Here is a 22,139-nt window from a genome sequence, read left to right as displayed (position 1 = left end):
TCTATCCATATGATTTACATTGAATTTACATCATGAGGTTGCAATGCAACTTATCGACATCGGGGTCAATCTGACTCATCCGACATTCGCTTCCGACCCATCCGCGGTTGTCGAGCGCGCCAAAGCGGCTGGCGTCATGCAGATGGTGCTAACTGGAACTAGCTTGGCGGAAAGTGAAGCTGCACTCATGCTCTGTCGCCAACTGGACGAGTCCCGCCTGCATCTATTCAGTACCGCAGGTGTGCATCCGCATGATGCGAGCCAGTGGACGACCGATAGCCTCAGTCAGCTGCGCGGCCTGCTGGGCGAGCCCGAGACGCGTGCAGTCGGCGAGTGCGGATTGGATTTCAACCGCGATTTCTCGCCGCGGCCGCAGCAAGAGCGCGCACTGGAGGAACAGTTACAGCTCGCCGTCGAATTGCAGCTGCCAGTCTTCCTTCACGAGCGCGACGCCAGCGAACGGCTAGTCGCGATTCTGCGTCCGTTCCGTGACCAGTTGAGCGCCGCAGTGGTGCACTGCTTCACCGGCGAGAAACCAGCGCTATACGCCTATCTCGACCTAGATCTACACATTGGCATTACCGGCTGGATCTGCGACGAGCGTCGCGGCACGCACCTGCATCCGCTTATGAAGGACATTCCCGAGGGTCGGCTGATGCTGGAAAGCGACGCCCCCTACCTGTTACCACGCAGCCTGCGACCAAAGCCCAAAAGCGGACAGAACCAACCGGCTTATCTGCCAGAGGTGCTGCGCGAGGTGGCGCTGCATCGTGGCGAAAGCGAAGTACAACTCGCTGAGCACACGACTCGCTGCGCCCGCGCATTCTTCGGCTTGCCCGACCTCGACTGATTCACATTTTTTGCTCAAGGTCTGCCTGCCGCGGCCGTTAATTGTTCAGTCGCGCCGCACGTGTTAAGCCACGCACCGGCAACCTCCTATATGAAGAAGAGCAGTCATGGCCGTTTGGATTCGCGATCTGTCGCTCAAGTACAAATTCTGGGCGCTCAACATGGTGACTTTCGTCATCGCGTTGTTGTTGGTGCTATATGCCGTGCAGCTGGAGCAAGGCGCGCGCAGCGCCGATGCCCAGTCAGCTGCGCAGGCTCGCGCTTCACTGTTGGCAGCCTGGCCCGGCTCCGCTGCCCTGCCGCAGAGCCAGGACGTAGCTGTGTTTCAGACGGGCCAGCGAATTCAGGTCGAGGGCCAGTCGGTTGCAGATAGTGGCTGGACTGCCCTCGCCCATGACCGGATCTTCGGCAATAACCCAGTGGTCGGTGCGCAGACCATTACCCGAACCGATGGCCAGAAACTGGCGGTACTGGCTCGAGCCCCCAGCGTCATTCAGGTGCTGAGCGAGCATTTCTTCAGCTATGCGATGGCGGTCGCCGTGCTGATGCTCGGTCTGCTCGGCGCATCGCAACTGCTTATCCGCTTCTTGCTCAGCCACCTGAACACGCTCAAGGACGTCATGCTGCATGTAGAGCGCAGTGGCGACCTGCAGGCCCGCGTTCCACTGGATAGCCGTGACGAAGTTGGCCAGATGGCCAGTGCGTTCAACGCGATGCAGGCCGGCTATCAGCGTGTTGTCAGCACCGTCGCCCAAGCGGCCGCGCGTCTCGACGAAGGCACGAGCAGGCTTGCCCAGAGCATGAACGACGTGCACCAAGGCATGCGCGGCCAACAGGGCGAAACCGACCAGGCGGCCACGGCGATCAATGAGATGAGCGCCACGGTGCATCAGATTGCCGAGCATGCGCGCGAAACACGGGATCAGTCGCAGAACGCCGATCGCCTCGCTGGCGACGGCCATCGCGTGGTCGGGCGTGTCGAGAAATCCATCTCCAGCCTTTCTCTCGGCGTCCAGCAGACCGGCGAGATGATCGGTCAGCTCGCCGCCGACAGCCAGAAGATCAACAGCGTGGTCAATGTGATCCACAGCATTGCAGAGCAGACCAATCTGCTTGCACTCAACGCTGCTATCGAAGCTGCCCGTGCCGGTGAGCAAGGTCGCGGTTTTGCCGTGGTCGCCGATGAAGTGCGCAACCTTGCCAAACGCGTGCAGGACTCCACCGACGAAATCACCCAGATGATCTCCGGCCTGCAGGCCATGACTCGCGATGCCGTTGAGTTCATGCAAGAGAGTTCGCTCAAGGCCGACGATTGCGTGCGTGAGGCGCACGAGGCGGCCCAGGCACTGGAAGCCATCGCTGGCGCAGTCGCACAGATGCGCGAAAGCAACACGCAGATCGCCGTTGCCGCCGAGCAACAGAGCCAGGTCGCCGAAGAGCTCAACCGCTCGGTTACCGGCATCCGCGACGTCACGGAACGCACCGTGGAGCAGACCGTAAGCTCAGCCAGCACCAGTGCCGAGCTGGCCACGCTGTCCACCGATCTGAGCCGAGCCATCGGTCAACTCAAGCTCTAGACTCCTGCCAATGCGGCGTTGCGCTCGTGCAACGCCCTTCGCGCTCGAAAAGCATGCACTGCCTCGACCGCAGCCCCAAAACAGGGCAACCCCCCAACCCCAACCTTCCCCAGGACGCCTAAAGCGCGCGATTCCTGTGCATTGGCATCGCTCTTGCTTTACATCCTGTGCGAAGAAAGCTGCTGCATCTGCAAGACAATTTGAAATAGCCGACTAGGGTTCCGACTCGTCAAAAACGAGTGGCTGGTCCGAGAGTTGGCGACCTCCAGTGAGGTTACACGGCGGGATAAAAGCCCGGGAGACAGCGTGATCGCACGCAGCTCCTGCGCTATTCCCAATACTGGAGGGTTTGCCATGTGCCCGCTCGAAACGGCTTCGCCGTTCTCCGCCCTGCCTTGCGCCAGGGCCTCCGCCGCACCCGAACCTCACAGTATTCCAGCCGTTGACGCCGTCACGCGGGGTATCTGCCCATGCGTCTGATCAATCGCATACCCGGACGCAGCGGCTGGTGGGCACTGGCGATCCTGCCGTTCGCTCTGTTGCTGGCGCTGTACCTGACCAACTCGGCCCAACGCCTGGATCTCAACCCCAACGACAAGCTGCTGCCCAGCTTCAGCCAGATGAGCGCAGCCGTAGAGCGCCTGGCCTTCACCCCCGATAAACGCTCGGGCGACTTCCTGTTCTGGCAGGACACCTCCTCCAGCCTCAAGCGACTCGGCATCGGCCTGGCCATCGCGTCCGTCGCTGGCCTATGCCTGGGTATCGCCGCCGGCACCCTGCCGCTGTTCAGCGCCCCGCTCTCGCCCTTGCTCACGGTGCTGTCGATGGTGCCGCCACTGGCGATCCTCCCGATCCTGTTCATCGTCTTCGGCCTGGGCGAGCTGTCCAAGGTGATGCTGATCGTCATCGGCATCACGCCGATCCTGGCGCGCGACCTGGAACAGCGCGCACGGGAAATCCCCCGTGAGCTGCTGATCAAGGCGCAAACCTTGGGCGCCAACACCTGGACCCTGATCCTGCGTCTGGTCCTGCCGCAGCTGCTGCCGCGCCTGCTGATCAGCCTGCGCCTGGTACTCGGCTCGGCCTGGCTGTTCCTCATCGCCGCCGAAGCAATCGCCTCCACCGATGGTCTGGGTTACCGCATCTTTCTCGTGCGTCGCTACATGGCTATGGACGTGATCCTGCCCTATGTCGCCTGGATCACCCTGCTGGCCTGGGCCATGGATTACCTGCTGCGGCGCCTGACCCAGCTACTGTTCCCCTGGTATGAAGGAGCCAAGGCATGAGCGAGAACAACGCCATGGCGCCCGTGGCTCGTGCAGGCGGCAACCCCGGTTCCTTCATTCAGGTGAAGAACGTCTGGCAGCAGTACGGCGATCAGGTCGTGCTGGAGCGCCTGAACTTGAATATCGCCGAAGGTGAGTTCTGCACCCTGGTCGGTGCGTCCGGTTGCGGAAAATCCACCTTTTTGCGGCTGCTGCTTGGCCAGGAAGCGCCTAGTCGCGGCGAGATCCTGCTCGATGGCCAGCCGCTGGCAAACGAGCCGGATGCCAGCCGCGGTGTGGTCTTTCAGCACTATTCGGTATTTCCGCACCTGACCGTACTGGACAACGTCGCCCTCGGCCTGGAACTGCCGCGCGCCCCGTTGCTGGGCCGTCTGCTTGGTCACCGCAAGCGCGATGCCCGCGAGCAGGCCGCGCAGATGCTGCACAAGGTCGGCCTTGGTCACGCGCTGGACAAGTACCCGGCGCAGCTGTCCGGCGGCATGCAACAGCGCCTGGCCATCGCTCAGGCGCTGATCATGAAGCCCCGCGTGCTGTTACTGGACGAGCCGTTCGGCGCACTCGACCCCGGCATCCGCAAGGACATGCATGCGCTGCTGCTGGAGCTGTGGCGGGAAACCCGGCTGACGGTGTTCATGGTCACCCATGACCTCTCGGAAGGCTTCACCCTCGGCAGCCGCATCCTGGTCTTCGACAAGCCGCGCATCGATCCCCACGCCCCGGGTGCCTATGGCGCGCGGGTGACCTACGACATTCCCTTGCACGAGGGCCGCCATGCTCCCGGCGCGTCCGCTGGCCTGCCGGCCACCCTCAGCGAGAAATTCCGCACTGCCTATCAAGGAGCCTGACATGAGCGCTTCACTCGCGATCCGCCCCACGCTGTACGAGGAAACCGTTCCCGGCGGCGGCCACACCTCCTTCGTCCTCAAGCGTGGCCAGCTGCTGCGCCTGACCGATCTGGAAGGCGGCGCCAACGTCAGCTTGATGCTGCTCAACGCCCAGGAGAAGAGCGAACGGCTGAACCTGCCCGACACCCTCAAGTGCCAGCACACCGCCAAGCTCACCGCCGGTCATTGCCTCTACTCGGACATGGGCCGCGTACTCGCTGCCATCACCGCCGACACCTGCGGCTGGCACGACAGCTTTGGCGGCGTGCTGAACGCCGATGAAGTCGCCGAGAAGTACGGCCAGGGTCGCTATCAGGAACTGCGCAACGGCTTCTTCCGCAACGGCACCGACAACCTGCTGGTGGAAATGGGCAAGTGGAACCTCAACCTGCAAGACCTGCTCATGGTGCTCAATCTGTTCAGTCGGGTGGACGTCACCGCCGACGGCACCTTCGCCTTCCACCAAGGCAACTCCAACGCCGGCGATTACCTGGAGCTGTACGCGCCGATGGACACCCTGGTGATCCTCACCGCCCTGCAACATCCGCTGGATCCCAATCCGCTGTACGCACCCAAACCGGTGCAGCTGAGCTGGCACAAGGTCGAGAGCGACGGCATCAGCGTGCTCTGCCGGACTTCGCGCCCGGAGAACGGCCGGGGCTTCCACAACACCGAACGACTCTACATCTGAAGAGGTTGCCGACATGACCATCGTAGAAAGCAGCCTGCATCCCGAAACCGCCAGCTTCCGGCACCTGATTCCGGCCGGCGAGCCGTACCTGTTCGAAGTGAAGGCCGGACAGACCCTGCGCTTGCTGGATGTCGAGGGCAATCAAGCCATCGACACGTTGTTCTTCAGCGCGAAGAACCCGCGCGAACGCTTCGACCCGCAGCGCACCCTGCGCCGGCAGAACAAGGTCTATCTCACCGCCGGCACGGTGTTGTATTCCAACCTCGGCAACCCCTTGCTGACCATCGTCGCCGACACCTGCGGTCGCCACGACACCCTCGGCGGCGCCTGCGCCCAGGAGAGCAACGTGGTGCGCTACGCGCTGGACAAGCGCTACATGCACAGCTGTCGCGACAACTTCCTGCGCGCGAGCCTCAACGACGGCCGCCTGACCAAGCGCGACATTGGCGCCAACATCAACTTTTTCATGAACGTTCCGGTGACGCCCGAGGGCGGGCTGACCTTCGAGGACGGCCTTTCCGCACCGGGCAAGTACGTGGAGATCAAGGCCGAGCAGGACGTGATCGTGCTGATCTCCAACTGCCCGCAGCTGAACAACCCCTGCAACGGCTGGAACCCGACGCCCGCCGAGGTGCTGGTGTGGGACTGATGGCGCTGTTACGACGCCACCTGCTGCCGCTGCTGCAGGCGCGCGCCGGGCAGCGCCCCGAGCTGCAGGGAACGAAGAAACCCTCCCCAACCACGGACGGCCGTGGCACTGATGAATAAAGGCGGGACGGCCCGCCAGCCCTTCGAGGGTTACTGACCATGTTCGACAAACTGCTGATCGCCAACCGCGGCGCCATTGCCTGCCGCATCCTGCGTACGCTGCGCGCCTTGGATGTGAAAGGCGTGGCCGTCTACTCCGAGGCCGACGCCGCCAGCCTGCATATCCAGCAGGCCGACGAAGCCCACAGCCTGGGCGAAGGCCCGGCAGCGCAGACCTATCTGGTGGTGGAGAAGATTCTCCGCATCGCCCGCGAAACCGGCGCGAAAGCCATTCACCCCGGCTACGGCTTTCTCTCCGAGAACGCCGCCTTTGCCGAATCCTGTGTGGCCGCCGGAATCGCCTTTGTCGGCCCGACGCCAGAACAGCTGCGGGTGTTTGGCCTCAAGCACACCGCCCGCGCCCTGGCCAAACAACGCGGCGTACCGATGCTGGAGGGCACCGAGCTGCTCGACAGCCTTTCCGATGCCCTCGGCGCAGCCGAGCAGGTCGGCTACCCGGTGATGCTGAAAAGCACCGCAGGCGGTGGCGGTATCGGCATGCGCGTGTGCCGCTCGGCGGCGGAGCTCGCCGAGGCCTTCGACGCGGTCAAGCGCCTGGGGCAGAACAACTTCAGCGATTCGGGCGTATTCATCGAGAAGTACATCGAGCGCGCCCGCCATCTGGAAGTGCAGGTGTTCGGCGATGGTGCCGGCGACGTCATCGCCCTCGGCGTGCGCGACTGCTCGGTGCAGCGACGCAACCAGAAGGTGCTGGAGGAAACTCCGGCACCGAACCTGCCGGCCGGCATGGCCGAGGCACTGTGCGAAGCGGCTATCACGCTGGCCAAGGCGGTCAGCTATCGCAGCGCCGGCACCGTCGAGTTCGTCTACGACGCCGAAGCCCAGCGCTTCTACTTCCTGGAGGTGAACACCCGCCTGCAGGTCGAGCACGGCGTCACCGAGCAGGTCTGGGGCGTCGATCTGGTGCGCTGGATGATCGAGCTGGCCGCCGGCGACCTGCCGCCGCTGGCGGAGCTGGCCAAGACGCTGAAGCCCAGCGGCCACTCGATCCAGGCGCGCGTCTACGCCGAAGACCCGGGCCGGGATTTCCAGCCGAGCCCGGGCCTGCTCACCGCCGTTAATTTCCCGGAAGCGGAAAGCCGGCAACTGCGCATCGACACCTGGGTCGAGGCTGGCTGCGAGATCCCGCCGTATTTCGACCCGATGATCGCCAAGATCATCACCTGGGCGCCGAGCCGCGAGGACGCCCGCGTTGCGCTGAACGCCGCCCTCGGCGACACCCTGCTCTACGGTGTGGAAACCAACCGCGGTTACTTGCGCCAGATCCTTGCCTTCACCCCGTTCGCCAGCGGCAACCCCTGGACCCGCTGTCTGGAGGGCCTCAGCTACAAGGCCGATACCTTCGAGGTCATCAGCGCCGGCACCCAGACCACCGTGCAGGACTTCCCCGGTCGCCTCGGCTACTGGGCGGTGGGCGTGCCGCCGTCCGGCCCAATGGACAGCCGCGCGCTGCGCCTGGGCAATGCCCTTCTGGGCAACCCCGAGGACGCCGCCGGGCTGGAAATCACCATGAGCGGACCGATTCTGCGCTTTAACACCGATGCGGTGGTGACGGTCACCGGTGCCGAGATTCCGCTCAGGCTCGATGACGTCGCGCAGCCGATGTGCACTGCCATTCTGGTCAAGGCCGGCAGCACCCTGACCATCGGCACCATCGCCGGCGCCGGTGCCCGCTCCTACCTGGCCGTGCGCGGCGGGGTGCAGGTGCCGGAGTATCTGGGCAGCAAGAGCACCTTTACCCTCGGCCAGTTCGGCGGTCACGGCGGCCGCGCCCTGCGTGCCGGCGACGTGCTGCACCTGGCGCCGCTGAGCGACTCGTCTGCCGGCGCCACGCTGGCAGACGAGCTGTGCAGCGCCTTGCCGGCGGTGCGCGAGCTGCGGGTGATCTACGGCCCGCACGGCGCGCCGGAGTATTTCACCGAAAGCTATATCGCGCGTTTCTTCGCCACCGACTGGGAAGTGCACTTCAACTCCAGCCGCACCGGCGTGCGTCTGATCGGCCCGAAGCCCGAGTGGGTGCGCGAGAGCGGCGGCGAGGCCGGCCTGCACCCGTCGAACATCCACGACAACCCCTACGCCATCGGTGCGGTGGACTTCACCGGCGACATGCCGGTGATCCTCGGCCCGGACGGCCCGAGCCTGGGGGGGTTTGTCTGTCCGGTGACCATTATCGAGGCGGACCAGTGGCAGCTCGGGCAGCTTAAGGCAGGGGATAAAGTGCGCTTTGTCCCGGTGGATATCGCCACAGCGCGGGAGCTGGCAAGAGCCCGGCGCGAAGAGTGCGCGCTTGTCTCCCCTCTCCCTCCGAGAGAGGGGCCGGGGCGGCCCGCGATCGGGGTGATGGCTGTTTCAACCGACAGCAAAAGCCCCTCACCCCAGCCCTCTCCCGGGGGGAGAGGGAGCATTTACGCGCAGTCTGCGGAATATGCGCTCACCTCCCCCATCGTCCTCGACCTCGGCCAGGACGACACCCGTCTGGTCGCCCGACTCTCCGGCGACACCCATCTGCTGCTAGAAATCGGCGCACCGGAACTGGACCTGGTGCTGCGCTTCCGCGGCCACGCCTTGATGCAGGCCCTCGAAGCCGAGAACCTCGACGGCGTCATCGACCTCACGCCCGGTATCCGCTCCCTGCAGGTCCACTACCAGCCGGAAACCCTGCCGCTGACCGCGCTGCTGGAGACGGTTGCCGGCCTGTGGGACGCAGTGTGCGCCGCGCAGGATCTGAAGGTGCCGTCTCGCATCGTCCACTTACCGCTTTCCTGGGACGACCCGGCTTGCCAGTTGGCGATCGAGAAGTACATGACCACGGTGCGCAAGGATGCGCCCTGGTGCCCGAGCAACCTGGAGTTCATCCGCCGCATCAACGACCTGCCCAACCTCGACGAGGTGTACCGCACGGTGTTCGAGGCCAGCTATCTGGTGATGGGCCTGGGCGACGTCTACCTCGGCGCGCCGGTGGCCACCCCGCTGGACCCGCGCCACCGTCTGGTTACTACCAAATACAACCCGGCGCGTACCTGGACAGCGGAGAATTCGGTGGGTATCGGCGGCGCGTACATGTGCATCTACGGCATGGAAGGCCCGGGCGGCTACCAGTTCGTCGGCCGCACCCTGCAGATGTGGAACCGCTACCGCGCGGTCGAGGCCTTCGGCGGCCAGCCGTGGCTGCTGCGCTTCTTTGACCAGATCCGCTTCTTCCCGGTCTCGGCCGAGGATCTGCAGAAGATCCGCCGCGATTTCCCGCTGGGCCGCTACCCACTGAGGATCGAGGAGACCGAGCTGCGCCTGTCGGACTACCAGGGCTTTCTCGCCGCCGAGGCCGACAGCATCGACACCTTCCGCCGCCAGCAGCGCGGCGCCTTCGACGCCGAACGCCAGCGCTGGATCGAATCGGGGCTGGCGCATTTCGAGAGCGAGGAAGTAGCGGCCGATCTCGGCGAGGACGCCCCGCTCGGTTGCGGCCAGCACGGCATCGAGAGCCATATCGCCGGCAACCTCTGGCAGGTGTCGGTGGCCGAGGGCACGCGCGTGGCTGCCGGCGACGTGCTGGTGATCCTTGAGAGCATGAAGATGGAAATTCCGCTGATCGCTCCGGTCGCCGGGGTGGTGAAGGACATCCGTGTGCAACCCGGCTCTCCGGTGCGCGCCGGCCAACGGGTGGTGGTGATCGAGGAGGTTTGAGAACTGTGGTCTTTGCCGACCATTTCCCCCTCACCCTAGCCCTCTCCCTCAGGGAGAGGGGACCGGTTCGGCGCGGGCTCGGGGGGGCTGACATCGACGCAGCTCGCGCATTGCCATGAACCACACACCGAACTCCCGGCGCCTGCGATACGAAATCAATGTCAGACCACAGACCAACAGCAACACCGAATCAACCCCCTCGCCCCTTTGGGGAGAGGGCTGGGGTGAGGGGAAAGAGGCCCAACCAAGTTCCTCCGCCACGACATACCACAGGCTCCGCACTGACAGCACTAAAGCAACACCGGATCAACCCCCTCGCCCCTTGGGGGAGAGGGCCGGGGAGAGGGGAAGAAACCCAACCAGATGCCTCGCCACGACACACATCAAAGGCTCCGGACTAACAGCACTAAAGCAACGCCAGACCACAAAGACCGCCAGCAACACCGGATCAACCCCCTCGCCCCCTTGGGGGAGAGGGCTGGGGTGAGGGAAAGAAACCCAACCAGATGCCTCGCCACGACGTACCAAAGGCGCCGGACTAACAGCACCAAAGCAACGCCAGACCACAAAGACCGCCAGCAACACCGGATCAACCCCCTCGCCCCTTTGGGGAGAGGGCTGGGGTGAGGGGAAAGGGCCGCCAGCCTGACCTGAATCCCGACCGCCCGAACAGACCAGGCCCGCCATAGAGGAAGCCAACCATGACGACCCATTTCGATCTGCGCCTCGACACGCTGCGCAATGCCTATGAAGCCGGCACCACGACCCCGCGCCAGCTGATCCTGCAACTACACGCCACGGCCGCTGAACTGAACGGGGAATTCAACGCCTTTATCCACCTGCTAAGCGTCGAAGAGCTCGAACCCTACCTGACCGCACTGGAGAACAAGACGCCAGACAAGCTGCCGCTCTACGGCATCCCGTTCGCCATCAAGGACAACATCGACCTGGCCGGCATACCCACGACTGCTGCGTGCCCGGCGTTCGCCTACACCCCTGAAACCAGCGCCACCATCGTCGAACAGTTGATTGCGCTGGGAGCAATACCACTCGGCAAGACCAACCTCGACCAATTCGCCACCGGGCTCAACGGCACCCGCTCGCCCTATGGCGAGTGCCGCAACAGCGTGCGCCCCGACTACCCCTCCGGTGGCTCCAGCGCCGGCTCATCTCTGGCCGTGGCGCTGGGCCTGTGCACTTTTGCCCTGGGCACCGACACCGCAGGCTCCGGCCGCGTGCCGGCGGCGCTGAACAATCTGGTGGGCCTCAAGGCCAGCAAAGGGCTAATCTCCACCGCCGGCGTTGTCCCGGCCTGTCGCACGCTGGACTGCGTGACCTTCTTCACCGCCACAGCGGCCGAAGCCAGCCAGCTGCTGGCGCTCACCGCCAAGCTCGATCCGCATGACGAATACAGCCGCGCCAACCCGCTGTGGAACGACGGCACGGCATTTGGCCAGGTGAAACCCTTTCGCTTCGGTGTGCCGAAGCAACTCGAATTCCTCGGCTGCCCGGAAAGTCCGGCGCTGTTCGCCGCCACCATTGAGCAGCTAAAAGCCATCGGTGGCGAGCCGGTGGAAATGGACTTTTCGCCCTTCCTAGAAGCCGCGCGCCTGCTCTACGAAGGCCCCTGGGTCGCCGAACGCTATAGCGTGGCCGGCGCGCTGATCGAGCAGCAACCCGACGCCGTCCTGCCGGTGATAAAGGCGGTACTGGAAAAGGCACCGGTCACCACCGCCGTGCAACTGTTCGAAGCGCAATACCGCCTGCAGCAGCTGAAGGCCATCTGCGACCGGATCATGGCCGAGGTCGATTGCGTACTGACGCCCGCGTACCCGCGCCCGGTGACGCTCGCCGAGCTTCACGCCGAACCGGTCAAGCGCAACTCGGACCTGGGCTACTACACCAACTTCATGAACATGCTGGATTACGCCGCCGTGGCTGCACCTGCCGGCGTTATGGAGAACGAGCTGCCCTGGGGCGTGACGCTGTTCGGCCGCGTGTTCACCGACCAATACCTGCTGAGCCTGGCAGACGCACTGCAACGCAAGACCGGCCTGGCCCTGGTGGGCAGCAATGCGATCACAACACCTGCCCCGCAGAATCCGGCGCGCAGCGACCGATCAAGAGTAGTCGTCTGCGGTGCGCACCTCGATGGCCTGCCGCTGAACTGGCAACTTCGCCAGCGCGGCGGTCGGCTGCTGGAGGCAACCACCAGCAGCGCGGCGTACAAGCTCTATGCGCTGGCCGGCGGCCCGATATTACGCCCGGGGATGGTGCGCGTCGCCGAGGGTGGCGCGGCGATTGCCGTGGAAGTCTGGGACATCCCCAGCAGCGAGCTGGGCTCTTTCCTGACCGGCATCCCCGCGCCACTGGGCCTGGGCAAAGTGGAGCTAGAAGACGGGCGCTGGGAAACCGGCTTTATCTGCGACGGCTATGGGTTGGCCGATGCCGAGGACATCACTCGTTTCGGCGGCTGGAAGGCTTGGTTGGCGCAACGCAGCCAAGCGGAGCAGCCTTGAAAGCATCTGCCCGCCACCTGATCAGCTCGTAGGGTGGGCTTCAGCCCACCACCTTGGCCGGGAACCGGGTGACGGGCCTGCACTCAGCAGCCGTCCCCCGTCGTCGCAGCCTCCCACCGCAGCATCTTGGGCACACGCAAAAACTGCCTCGGAGTTCTATAAACCGCCACTGCTCGACTCTCCCTCGCCTCGTGGCATTGGCGGTACGCCGTCTAGCGTCAATCGGCCTTCTCGCAACACCACCTGCTGAACTCCCGACCCAGGCAGTGCAATGCCCGCGGCGCGCAAGGCCTCTATTAGATTGGCGCGCACCCGTGATGCGGTAAGCATGAAATCGGATCGGCGCGAGTCGCACCAGAACTGCACCTGGAAGGCGAGCTCGCTCTGGCCCATCTCGCGTATCGCCACTGAAGGCGGCGGCTCGGCGATAACGCCCTCCGCGCGTTGAGTGGCCTCTTTGAGCACGTCCAGCACGCGCTGCAAGTCGACGTTATAGCCCAAGTAGCAAATCACCTGACCGCGGCGTACTGGCGCCGCGGTGTTATTGGTGACGCGGGAGGTAAACGTCTCGGCGTTGGGCACCAATACCCTGCGGCCGTCATAGGTGCGGATTTGAGTAGCACGCAGTTCGATGCGCTCCACACTGCCCTCGGTGTCGCCGATGATGATCTGGTCGCCGAGCTGGAACGGCCGCAAGGTGAGGATCAGCAGGCCGCTGACAAAGTTGGAAAGGATGTCCTTGAGTGCGAAGCCGAGCGCCAGACTGGTCAGCCCAAGGCCCGTAACCAACGTGCCCGGTTCCAGCCCGAAGGCGTTGGCCGCCACGATCAGGCCGAGTAACCACACCGTGTAGTAGCTGACCTGCTTGATCAGATTTTCCACTGTGCGGTCGTGGATCAGCCGATGGGAGATAATCCGGATCAACGCTCGCACGCCAGCAGCCAGAGCCCAAAACACACCGATGACAAGAAGCGCCGCCAGCGCACGAGGCACGATGCTGATAGCTGCTTCAAGAAGCCGGGCGAAAGCCGTATCGATGCTGGCGCGCACATCGGTGACGAAGCGGTCGCGCTCGGACGTACGCCGGGTGCTGGCCTGCTCCAGCGCCGCTTCGAGCACAGTGGCCCACTCCACGGTCTGCGCTTCCAGGGTGCGGCCGTTGGCTTCGGCATCCTCCTCGGTGACCTGCATAAGCGTGCGCCCCGCCATTGTGATTTGGCGCGCGTCGGCATTCTCGCCAACGGGCACTACGCGCGCCTTGGTAATCCCTAGTGGCGTTTCCAGCACTGCCAGCAATTGACGTTCGATTTGCCGCGCTCGCAGGCGCGCATCCAGTTCCTCAGTGCCGCCCAGGCGGAACAGCGCACGACCATCAAGGTGCACGGTAGCCAAGCCATCATCCACCTGCGCCGTAACTGCCGACGGGGTGAGCAGGGTTGCGACGGTCAATAGCAGCGTTAGAACGGCGAGCGACAGGGCTTTCATGGGCAGCGGGCGGGCCGAGGCAGACGTGGCTGATTAAGCACAGCAGAACCGCAGCCCCGAGCCGGCCGGCTTACGGACTGCGGCTCAGAGCGAGCGTGGATGCTTAGAAGATCAGCGCAAAGAGACCGAAGACGACGATCAGGCCGATCAGAAAAATGATACCGATGGTGCTGCCAAGAAATTTCAGCATTGCGGTGGCTCCCTGTTTCTCATGGATTCATTTATTCCGACTGACCTGGCCCGGCATCGTTCAAGGTTTTCGCCGGCCAGCATCCGCGGCGCTGGGGCAGATCCACTGTCGATACTCGATCATGCACGGTGCAGCACCATTCGGGAGCGTCGTTTCGGAAATTGACCTGCATCCGAGCACGTCCGCCCACTCAACAAAGAGCCCCGTGCTGCACCGCACGCCCCGTTTCATGCGGGTTTTCCAAGCTTGCACGGCATCTGGCACGCAACCTGCTCTATCCACAGTGAACGGGATGAGTCGCCACCGGCACTCATGACGCTTGGCACAATCACAGGAGCAACTTCAAGGAGAACTAGGGTTCCGGCTCACAGGGAGTGGGCGCTGGTCCGAGAGTTCTCCGGTCCCAGGGACGGGACTACACGGAGGGATAAAAGCCCGGGAGACGCGATGTCATCCCGTGCCTGTCATTCCAATGTGTAGGGAAATCACGCCATGTCCACACTGCGCTCGCTGAACAAGACCCTCCTCGCCGCCGGCCTGGCCGTCGCGACGTTGTTTTCACCGCTGGCCAGCCAGGCCGCCGAGAAGCTGAAGATCGGCACTGTGGTCTGGGCCGGCTATGGCCCCTTCTACGTCGCCGACAAGCTCGACCTGTTCAAGCCCCACGGCCTCGACGTGGAGCTGCAGTTCTTCAACGACCCGGCGCTGATTCCCACCGCCATGCTCAGCCGCGCGCTGGACGGCGGCATGCTCACCTACGACCAGGTAGTGGCCTCGGTCGCCAAGGGCCTCGAGCATCGCGTGGTGATGCCCATCGACTTCTCCAACGGCGGTGACGCCATCGTCGCCGATGCCTCGATCCAGTCCATCGCCGACTTCAAAGGCAAGAAGGTCGGCTTCAATCCGCTGTCGCCGTCGGACTTCCTGCTGGCCTATGCGCTGCAGCAGAACGGCATGAGCGACAAGGACATCGACGCCGTCAACATGACCCCTGAAGGCATTCCCGGCGCCATGGCCTCGGGCAACCTGCCGATTGGTGTGACCTATGAGCCCAACGTCTCGCAGATTCTCTCCATGGGCGGTGGTGACAAGTTCAAGGTGGTCTATTCGTCCAAGGACGCCCCCGGCCTGATCACCGACGTGCTGGTCTTCGACGAAACGGTGATCGCCAAGAAGCCCGCCGCCATCAAGGCGATGATCCAGGGCTATCTCGACGGCCTGGCCTACATGCAGGCGCACCCCGAGGAGTCGGCGAAGATCATCGGCGACGTGCTCGGCGTCAGCGCCGAAGAAGCCGTCGAGCAAATGGCCGGCGCCTACAACATCCCCCTTGCGGAGATGGGCAAGAGCTTCACCCCAGGCGACGACACCCACTCCTTCCATGGCAGCGGCGCGATCATCGCCAAGCTGCTCAAGGACAACGGGCAGATTCCGACCATCCCGGACTTCAGCAAGACCTACGACGCCCGGTTCACCGAAGCGCTCGCCCAGTAAGCCGATGCCGGGCGGGCCGTTGCCCGCCTGTGCTGGAGAAAACCATGACTGCCAAACCTCTGTACCGTTACGCCGATGGCCGCCTGCCCAACACGCTGGCGATCCTCTATACCGCGCTCGCCTACGGCGGCGGCCTGGCTCTGCTGTTCGCCGGTAACGGCTGGCTGAACGCGCTGGGCACGCTGCTGCTGGCCCACGGCATGATCATCGCCGCCTACCTGATCCACGAATTCGCCCACGGCGCCATCTTCAGCGTGCCCAAGCACAACGAATGGGCCGGCAATGTCTGCAGCTGGCTGTGCGGCAGCTGCTACGCCGAGTTCCAGGACCTGCGCAAGAAGCACATGCGCCACCACGTCGACCGCGCCGACGTGATCACCTTCGACAGCAAGGCCTTCCTCAAGGCACGCCCGCTGTGGTTCCAGAAGCTGGTGCTGGCGCTGGAATGGGCCTACGTGCCGGCGGTGGAGCTGATCATGCATTTCTACGTGATCGCCCTGCCCTTCATCACCAACAACGACAAGCACCGCGCCCGGCGCGGCAAGGTCGCCGCTGTGCTGGCCGTTCGCACACTGCTCTTCGCCGGGCTCGCGGTGCTGTCGCTGAAGGCCGTGCTGCTCTACGCCGTAGCCTGGATGATCATGCTCAGCGTGCTGCGTTTCGCCGATGCCTATCAGCACACCTACGAGGCCTTCGCCGTGCTTGAAGATGGCGGCAAGCTGCCGGAGGACAAGCGCCGCGACCGCAGCTACGAGCAGCAGAACACCTACAGCAACGTAGTCTCGGAACGCTGGCCGGCGCTGAACCTGCTGCTGCTCAACTTTTCCTTCCACAACGCCCACCACGAGAAGCCGGTGGCGCCCTGGTATCGCCTGCCCAAGCTGCACGCCGAGCTGTACGGCAGCACCTACAACCAGGTCATCCCGATGCGCAACCTGCTCGGCAGCTTCCACCGCTACCGCGTACGCCGCGTGCTGGACGATGACTACGGTGTGGTCAGCGAGGGGCCGCACAAGGCCGACAACTTCTACGGCGCCGTGGGCGTCTCCTTCCTGACGGCGGTGTGACATGCACAAGGCACTGGATTACCGCGGCCGCTGCGTGGTCATCACCGGCGCCGCCGGGGGCATCGGCCGGGGACTGGCGCAGAGCTTCGCCGCTGCCGGCGCCACCCTGGAACTGCTCGACCGTGACGCCGACGCCCTCGCCCGGCTTGCCGACGAACTCGCTGACGAGACGCCGCTGCACCGCACCGCACTGGACCTCGGTGATCGCCAGGCGGTGCAGCAGTACGCCGATGACCTCGCCTGCCGCGGCCTCAATGCCGATGTGCTGGTCAACAACGCCGGCGTCGAATACGCCACGCCGCTGGATGAGTGCAGCTTCGAGGCCGATCAGCGCTGGTCGACCCTGCTGGAGAACAACGTCGGCTCCATGCAACGCCTGACCCGTGCGTTGCTGCCACGCCTGCGTGCCGGCGCCAGCGTGATCAACCAGGCCTCGATCTGGGGTCTGAAAGGAGTGCCGGGCTTTTCCGCCTATGTCGCCAGCAAGCACGCGGTGGTCGGCCTGACCCGCTCGCTGGCCTGGGAGCTGGGCCCGCGGCGCATCCGGGTGAACGCGGTGTGCCCAGGCTGGATCGCCACCGATGCGGCCATGCGCTCGCTGCAGGTGATGGCCGACGCCAACGGCCGCAGCGGCAGCGGCAGCGCCGAACTGGCGACGATCCTCGCCAACCAGGCCATCCCGGAGCTGCTGACGCCTGCGGATCTGGGCGGTACCTTCCTGTTTCTCGGCTCGCCACTGGCCGCCGCCCTGACCGGCCAGGCGCTGTCGGTCAGCCACGGCGAGGTGATGCACTGATGGCTGCCATCTTTACTGGCCAGACCGCCCTGGTCACCGGCGCGGCGACCGGTATCGGCCGCGCCACCGCGCTTGCACTGGCAGCCGAGGGCGCGCGGGTCTGGATCAACCATCGCGACCAACACCAGCTGGCGGAACGAGTGGTCGAGCAGATCACCGCCAACGGCGGCGACGCCTGCGCGATCCAGGCGGATGTCAGCGACCCTGCCGCGGTCGCGGCAATGTTCGAGGCCATCGAGGCGCACGGGCCACTGGATCTGCTGGTCAACAACGCCGGGGTGATCCTGGAAAAGCCCTTTCTCGAGACCAGCGAGGCGGACTGGGCACGGGTGCTGGGCGTCGACCTCGCCGGCGTCTATCGCTGCTGCCGTCATGCACTGGCGCGGATGCAGCCGCGGCGCAGCGGCGCCATCGTCAATGTCGCCTCGGACCTCGGCTTTCTCGGCCGCGAGCAGTACACCGCCTACTGCACGGCCAAGGCCGGGGTGATCGGCCTGACCCGCTCGTTGGCGCGCGAATTCGCCGCCGATGGCATTCGCGTCAATGGCGTCGCACCCGGCCCCATCGCCACGGCGATGGTCAGCCCGGAGCACATGAGCGACGAGTGGATGGCCAAGGAACTGGCGATCCCCATGGCGCGCCTGGGTACGCCGGAGGAAGTCGCGGCGGCCATCGTCTTTCTGCTTTCGCCGCAGGCGAGCTATTTCACCGGACAGCTGCTCGGGCCCAACGGCGGCTCCTGGATGGGCGCATGAACAGCCTGATGCCACAGGGCATGCTGATCGGCGGCGCCATCATGTGGGGGCTGGGCTGGCTGCCGCTGCAGTTCTTCGCGGCCCGCGGCCTGGCCGGCATGCCGCTGGTGCTGCTGACCTATTCGCTACTCAGCCTGCTGGCGCTGCCAGTGCTCTGGCAGCAGCGCCGGCAGTGGGCGAGCCAGTATCGCCAGGTGCTCACCATGGGCCTGTGCGGTGGCTGGGCCACCGCCGCCCTGGTTACCGCCCTGGCCGACGGCAACGTGGTGCGGGTGATGCTGCTGTTCTACCTGGCGCCGGTGTGGGCGATGGTCGGCGGCTGGCTGCTGCTCGGCGAACGCCTCAGCGGCACACGGCTGTTCGCCCTGGGGCTGGCGATGCTCGGCATCGGCCTGACCCTCGGCGTCACGAGCGAAGCGCTGGACGCACCCGGCGCGAACGACTGGCTGGCACTTTCCGCCGGCCTCGCCTTCAGCCTCAACAACCTCGCCACTCGCGCCGCCGACCGGGTGCCGCTGGCGAGCAAGGCGCTGGTCAGTTTCGTCGGCAGCGCGCTGCTCGGTGGGCTGTTCTGCCTGCTGCTGCGCCAGCCACTTCCGCCCCTGGATCTGACCCTGAGCTGGCAGATCACCCTGCTCGCCCTCGGCTGGCTGGTCAGCATGGCCGCTGTGCAGTACGGCCTGACTCATCTGGAAGCCGGCCGCGCCGCAGTGCTGGTGGTGTTCGAGCTGATCGCCGCGGTGCTGTCGTCCGCCTGGTTCGGCGCCCACGCCATCGGCCCGAACGAATGGCTCGGTGCCGCCCTGATCACCACCGCCGCGCTGATCGCCGGCTGGCCGGAACGTCCCATTTCAATCGCGACAAGGAGCGCCTGCGCATGACCGTGCACATGGATCAACTGAGCTGGGTCGATTACGAACGTCGCGTGCGCGAAGGCGCCGTGGTCTTTCTGCCCTGCGGTGCCACCGAGCAGCATGGCCCGCACCTGCCGCTGGGCACCGACGCGCTGCTGGCCAGCGCGATCAGTGCCGACGTCGCGGCACGAGTCGGCGGGCTGGTCGCACCGGCGTTGTCATACGGCTACAAGTCGCAACCGAAATGCGGCGGCGGCCAGCACTTCTGCGGCACCACCAGCCTGGATGGCGCGACCTTGAGCGCCCTGGTGCGCGACGCCGTGCGTGAGTTCCATCGCCACGGCGTGCGCCGCCTGGTGCTGGTGCTCGGCCATTACGAGAACCAGTGGTTCGTCGCCGAGGGCATCCAGCTGGCGCTGCGCGACCTCGGGCCGGGCGCCGCGCTGGAGGTGATGCGCCTGGAGCACTGGGACTTCTGCCGTGAGCAGACCCTGACCGATGTCTTCCCGGAAGGCTTCCCCGGTTTCGCGCTGGAGCATGCCGCGGTGATCGAGACCTCGCTGATGCTACATTTCCATCCGCAACTAGTCGCGCTGGAGAAGATTCCCGACGACGCCCCGGCCGACTTTCCGCCCTACAACATGTACCCCACCCGTACCGAATGGGTGCCGCCCTCCGGGGTGCTGTCCTCGGCCAAGGGCTCCAGCGCGGCGAAAGGCCAGCGGCTGGCCCACGACATCGTCGAAGGCATAGCCGCCGCGGTGTGCAAGGAGTTCGCCCTGTGAGCCTGACGACGAACCCGCTGCTCCCCGAGCATACGGCGCTGCTGGTGATCGACATGCAGCGCGACTTCTGCGCCCTGGGCGGCTACGCCGACCAGGCCGGCATGGACGTCAGCCGCTTGCGTGCACCGATCCCGGCGATCCAGGCACTACTGGATCGCACACGCAGCCTGGGCATGCTGGTCGTGCACACCCGTGAAGGCCATCGTCCGGATCTCTCCGACCTGCCCGCCCCCAAACGCCGCCGTGCCGAAGCGACCGGCGCCCCCATCGGCAGCCCCGGCCCCCTTGGCCGCCTGCTGGTGCGCGGCGAATTCGGCCATGACCTGATCGACGAACTGCAACCACGCGCTGGCGAGCCGGTGATCGACAAACCTGGCTACAGCGCTTTCGCCCATACCGATCTCGAACTGATCCTGCGCCGCCGCGGCATCGAGCGGCTGATCCTGACCGGCGTGACTACCGAGGTCTGCGTGTCTTCGACGCTGCGCCAGGCCATCGACCTTGGCTTCGACTGCCTGACCGTCAGCGATGCCTGCGCCTCGTCCGACCCGCAACTGCATGCGGCTGCGCTGGCGATGATCGAGGTGGAAGGCGGCCTGTTCGGCAGCGTGATCGACAGCCATCGGCTGCTGAGCCTGCTGGAGGGATCACCGTGACCCATCAGCCTGATCGCGTCCGAAGCACGCCATTTGCGGAGCATTACCCATGAAAACCGTTCCCGATGCCTATCTCGGCGTCTGGCGCCGCCGCCTGCTGACCACGACGGCCGGCCTGCGCGACCAAACCAGTGAGGTCTACTGGCTGCAGACAGCCAGCCTGCACGCCGATATCCGCCTGCAACGGCCACAAACACTGCCGCTGGCCGCATCACTGGAAACCTGCAGCCATGCCCAGCAGCTGGCGCTGAGCGAACAGGCCGGCTTCGCCGGCATCACCGAGGTCAATGGCGATATCTGCCAGTGGCATCGGCTGATCGACTTCCAGCCACCGGGCGGGCCTGCGGATATCGGCCTGATGCGCTTCGAGACCCCGGAGCGGCTGCTGGAAGACGGGCTGGACGGCAGCTACCACGAAATCTGGCAGCGCCTGCCCGAATCCGATGGCGTCAACTGGGGCCTTTGGTTGAGGGCGGCAAAACAGCCGGCCCGCCAGGCCTGCCTGCTGGTGGCGGGCGATTACTTCCTGTTCGCCGCCGAGCGACCGATTCTGTTGCCGACCAGCGCAGGCCATCTGCGTGACCAGCTTGCCGCCGTCGGCCCCGCGCTGCGGCCACAGTTGCTGGCCTGCGAGCTGTCCTTCGGCCGCCATCGCAACGGCGCCACGCCCTGGCAGATCACCCATTCAACGCTGCCCGGCCGCGTCGGCGACGCCCTGCTGTCGAGCTACTGGAACTTCGCCGACCCCGCCAGTCTGCCCGCCGCGGACCTGGCCGCGCTCGGCCGTTATCCGGCGGCCGGTGGCTGGCAACGCGTCGAACTGGATGTGCCCACCGCTATGCAGGAGGTTCCCGCATGACCGCACAGCTCAGCATTCCCAGCACGGCCACCGTCGCGCAGCAGACGCAACCGCCAGTGCCCGCTGCACAGGCCGCAGAGCAGGTGGTGCGCAAAGGCAGTTTCTGGCGCATTCGCGGCGAGCTCTCGCGGCGCAGCGCCTGGCTGCTCACCGGCGCCGGGCTGAGCCTGCCCTTCGTCGTCTGGTGGCTGTGGACCGCCCTTGGTCTGGCCGACCCGATGTTCATGCCCAGCCCCGGCGCAGTGCTCGAGCGCATCGGCCGCTGGTGGACCAGCGAGGGTCTGCTGGGAGACATCGGCATCAGCGTCTGGCGTGTCATGGCCGGCTTCGGCGCCTCGGCACTGATCGCCCTGCCGCTGGGGCTGTACATCGGCACGTACCGGCCGGTGCAGGCCTTTCTCGAACCGCTCACCGACTTCATCCGTTATATGCCGGCCGTGGCCTTCATTCCGCTGGTGATGCTCTGGGTCGGCATCGACGAAGGTTCCAAGGTGCTGATCATCTTCATCGGCACCTTTTTCCAGATGGTGCTGATGGTCGCCGAGGATGTGCGCCGCGTACCCATGGCGCAGATCGAGGCGGCGCAGACCATGGGCGCCAACCGCAGCGAGATCGTCAAGCTGGTGATCCTGCCTTCGGCCAAGCCGGCGCTGCTCGACACCCTGCGCATCACCTGTGGCTGGGCCTGGACCTACCTGGTGGTAGCCGAACTGGTCGCGGCCAACTCCGGCCTCGGCTACGCCATCCTCAAGGCGCAGCGTTACATGCACACCGACAAGATCTTCGCGGGCATCCTGCTCATCGGTCTCATCGGCCTGATCACCGATCAGGCCTTCCGCTGGTTGCACCGCCGCGCCTTTCCCTGGATGAGGAAATGACC

General features: G+C 65.2%; 19 protein-coding genes and 2 riboswitches. Of the genes, 17 read left to right on the top strand and 2 right to left on the bottom strand.

Translation table 11 applies throughout. The annotated features are described in order from the left end of the window. Nucleotides 1-43: 43 nt before the first annotated feature. From AAEZ08_RS00985 to atzF, 8 genes are all read left to right on the top strand, one after another. Nucleotides 44-850: a TatD family hydrolase gene (locus AAEZ08_RS00985; RefSeq protein WP_003284553.1), complete on the top strand. Its 807-nt coding sequence runs from the start codon at nt 44-46 to the stop codon at nt 848-850. A gap of 106 nt (nt 851-956) precedes the next feature. Then, nucleotides 957-2,426, top strand: coding sequence for a methyl-accepting chemotaxis protein (locus AAEZ08_RS00980; RefSeq protein WP_003284552.1), 1,470 nt, complete (start codon nt 957-959; stop codon nt 2,424-2,426). Nucleotides 2,427-2,628: 202 nt separating this feature from the next. After that, nucleotides 2,629-2,729, top strand: a riboswitch (guanidine-I (ykkC/yxkD leader). A 167-nt stretch (nt 2,730-2,896) separates the two neighbouring features. Further along, entirely contained in the window at nt 2,897-3,712 is an 816-nt protein-coding gene (locus AAEZ08_RS00975) for an ABC transporter permease (protein WP_003284550.1), read from the top strand. Continuing rightward, nucleotides 3,709-4,557, top strand: a complete 849-nt coding sequence (locus AAEZ08_RS00970) for an ABC transporter ATP-binding protein (RefSeq protein WP_003284549.1) — start codon at nt 3,709-3,711, stop codon at nt 4,555-4,557. The genes AAEZ08_RS00975 and AAEZ08_RS00970 overlap by 4 nt, the downstream gene beginning before the upstream one ends. A gap of 1 nt (nt 4,558) precedes the next feature. Beyond that, nucleotides 4,559-5,287: an urea amidolyase associated protein UAAP1 gene (locus AAEZ08_RS00965; protein WP_500123566.1), complete on the top strand. Its 729-nt coding sequence runs from the start codon at nt 4,559-4,561 to the stop codon at nt 5,285-5,287. A gap of 13 nt (nt 5,288-5,300) precedes the next feature. Next, nucleotides 5,301-5,936, top strand: coding sequence for an urea amidolyase associated protein UAAP2 (locus tag AAEZ08_RS00960; protein ID WP_313240189.1), 636 nt, complete (start codon nt 5,301-5,303; stop codon nt 5,934-5,936). 158 nt (nt 5,937-6,094) lie between these two features. After that, entirely contained in the window at nt 6,095-9,799 is a 3,705-nt protein-coding gene (gene uca / locus AAEZ08_RS00955) for an urea carboxylase (RefSeq protein ID WP_500123565.1), read from the top strand. A 701-nt stretch (nt 9,800-10,500) separates the two neighbouring features. Further along, nucleotides 10,501-12,318 (top strand): allophanate hydrolase, encoded by a 1,818-nt coding sequence (atzF, locus tag AAEZ08_RS00950; protein WP_500123564.1) that lies wholly within the window; start codon nt 10,501-10,503, stop codon nt 12,316-12,318. Between the two features lie 156 nt (nt 12,319-12,474). On the opposite strand, the gene AAEZ08_RS00945 is transcribed toward atzF, so the two are convergent. Together AAEZ08_RS00945 and AAEZ08_RS00940 are read right to left on the bottom strand one after the other, a co-directional pair. After that, nucleotides 12,475-13,803, bottom strand: a complete 1,329-nt coding sequence (locus AAEZ08_RS00945) for a mechanosensitive ion channel family protein (protein WP_500123563.1) — start codon at nt 13,801-13,803, stop codon at nt 12,475-12,477. 103 nt (nt 13,804-13,906) lie between these two features. After that, nucleotides 13,907-13,993 (bottom strand): small membrane protein YohP, encoded by an 87-nt coding sequence (locus AAEZ08_RS00940; RefSeq protein ID WP_473243001.1) that lies wholly within the window; start codon nt 13,991-13,993, stop codon nt 13,907-13,909. 341 nt (nt 13,994-14,334) lie between these two features. Next, nucleotides 14,335-14,437, top strand: a riboswitch (guanidine-I (ykkC/yxkD leader). A gap of 48 nt (nt 14,438-14,485) precedes the next feature. On the opposite strand from AAEZ08_RS00940, the gene AAEZ08_RS00935 reads away from it, so the two are divergent. From AAEZ08_RS00935 to AAEZ08_RS00895, 9 genes are read left to right on the top strand one after another with little or no spacing between them, the layout of a single operon-like run. Continuing rightward, complete coding sequence (locus AAEZ08_RS00935; RefSeq protein WP_500123562.1) at nt 14,486-15,487, top strand: ABC transporter substrate-binding protein; 1,002 nt, start codon at nt 14,486-14,488, stop codon at nt 15,485-15,487. A gap of 44 nt (nt 15,488-15,531) precedes the next feature. Beyond that, nucleotides 15,532-16,554 (top strand): fatty acid desaturase family protein, encoded by a 1,023-nt coding sequence (locus tag AAEZ08_RS00930; RefSeq protein ID WP_500123561.1) that lies wholly within the window; start codon nt 15,532-15,534, stop codon nt 16,552-16,554. A 1-nt stretch (nt 16,555) separates the two neighbouring features. Then, entirely contained in the window at nt 16,556-17,350 is a 795-nt protein-coding gene (locus tag AAEZ08_RS00925; protein WP_500123560.1) for an SDR family NAD(P)-dependent oxidoreductase, read from the top strand. Further along, nucleotides 17,350-18,105 (top strand): SDR family NAD(P)-dependent oxidoreductase, encoded by a 756-nt coding sequence (locus AAEZ08_RS00920; RefSeq protein ID WP_500123559.1) that lies wholly within the window; start codon nt 17,350-17,352, stop codon nt 18,103-18,105. The genes AAEZ08_RS00925 and AAEZ08_RS00920 overlap by 1 nt, the downstream gene beginning before the upstream one ends. Next, a complete protein-coding gene (locus AAEZ08_RS00915; RefSeq protein ID WP_500123558.1) occupies nt 18,102-18,986 on the top strand; it encodes a DMT family transporter in 885 nt (294 codons plus the stop codon). The genes AAEZ08_RS00920 and AAEZ08_RS00915 overlap by 4 nt, the downstream gene beginning before the upstream one ends. Continuing rightward, nucleotides 18,983-19,744, top strand: a complete 762-nt coding sequence (locus tag AAEZ08_RS00910; protein ID WP_500123557.1) for a creatininase — start codon at nt 18,983-18,985, stop codon at nt 19,742-19,744. Before AAEZ08_RS00915 ends, AAEZ08_RS00910 begins: the two co-directional genes overlap by 4 nt. Beyond that, nucleotides 19,741-20,400, top strand: a complete 660-nt coding sequence (locus AAEZ08_RS00905; protein WP_500123556.1) for a cysteine hydrolase family protein — start codon at nt 19,741-19,743, stop codon at nt 20,398-20,400. Before AAEZ08_RS00910 ends, AAEZ08_RS00905 begins: the two co-directional genes overlap by 4 nt. A gap of 49 nt (nt 20,401-20,449) precedes the next feature. Then, entirely contained in the window at nt 20,450-21,259 is an 810-nt protein-coding gene (locus tag AAEZ08_RS00900) for a hypothetical protein (RefSeq protein WP_500123555.1), read from the top strand. Further along, nucleotides 21,256-22,137: an ABC transporter permease gene (locus AAEZ08_RS00895; protein WP_500123554.1), complete on the top strand. Its 882-nt coding sequence runs from the start codon at nt 21,256-21,258 to the stop codon at nt 22,135-22,137. The genes AAEZ08_RS00900 and AAEZ08_RS00895 overlap by 4 nt, the downstream gene beginning before the upstream one ends. Nucleotides 22,138-22,139 lie beyond the last annotated feature (2 nt).

Source organism: Pseudomonas sp. E45-MNA-CIBAN-0222 (assembly GCF_040310405.1).
Lineage (GTDB): Bacteria > Pseudomonadota > Gammaproteobacteria > Pseudomonadales > Pseudomonadaceae > Stutzerimonas > Stutzerimonas stutzeri_AC.
This window is presented reverse-complemented; position numbering and strand designations above follow the sequence as displayed.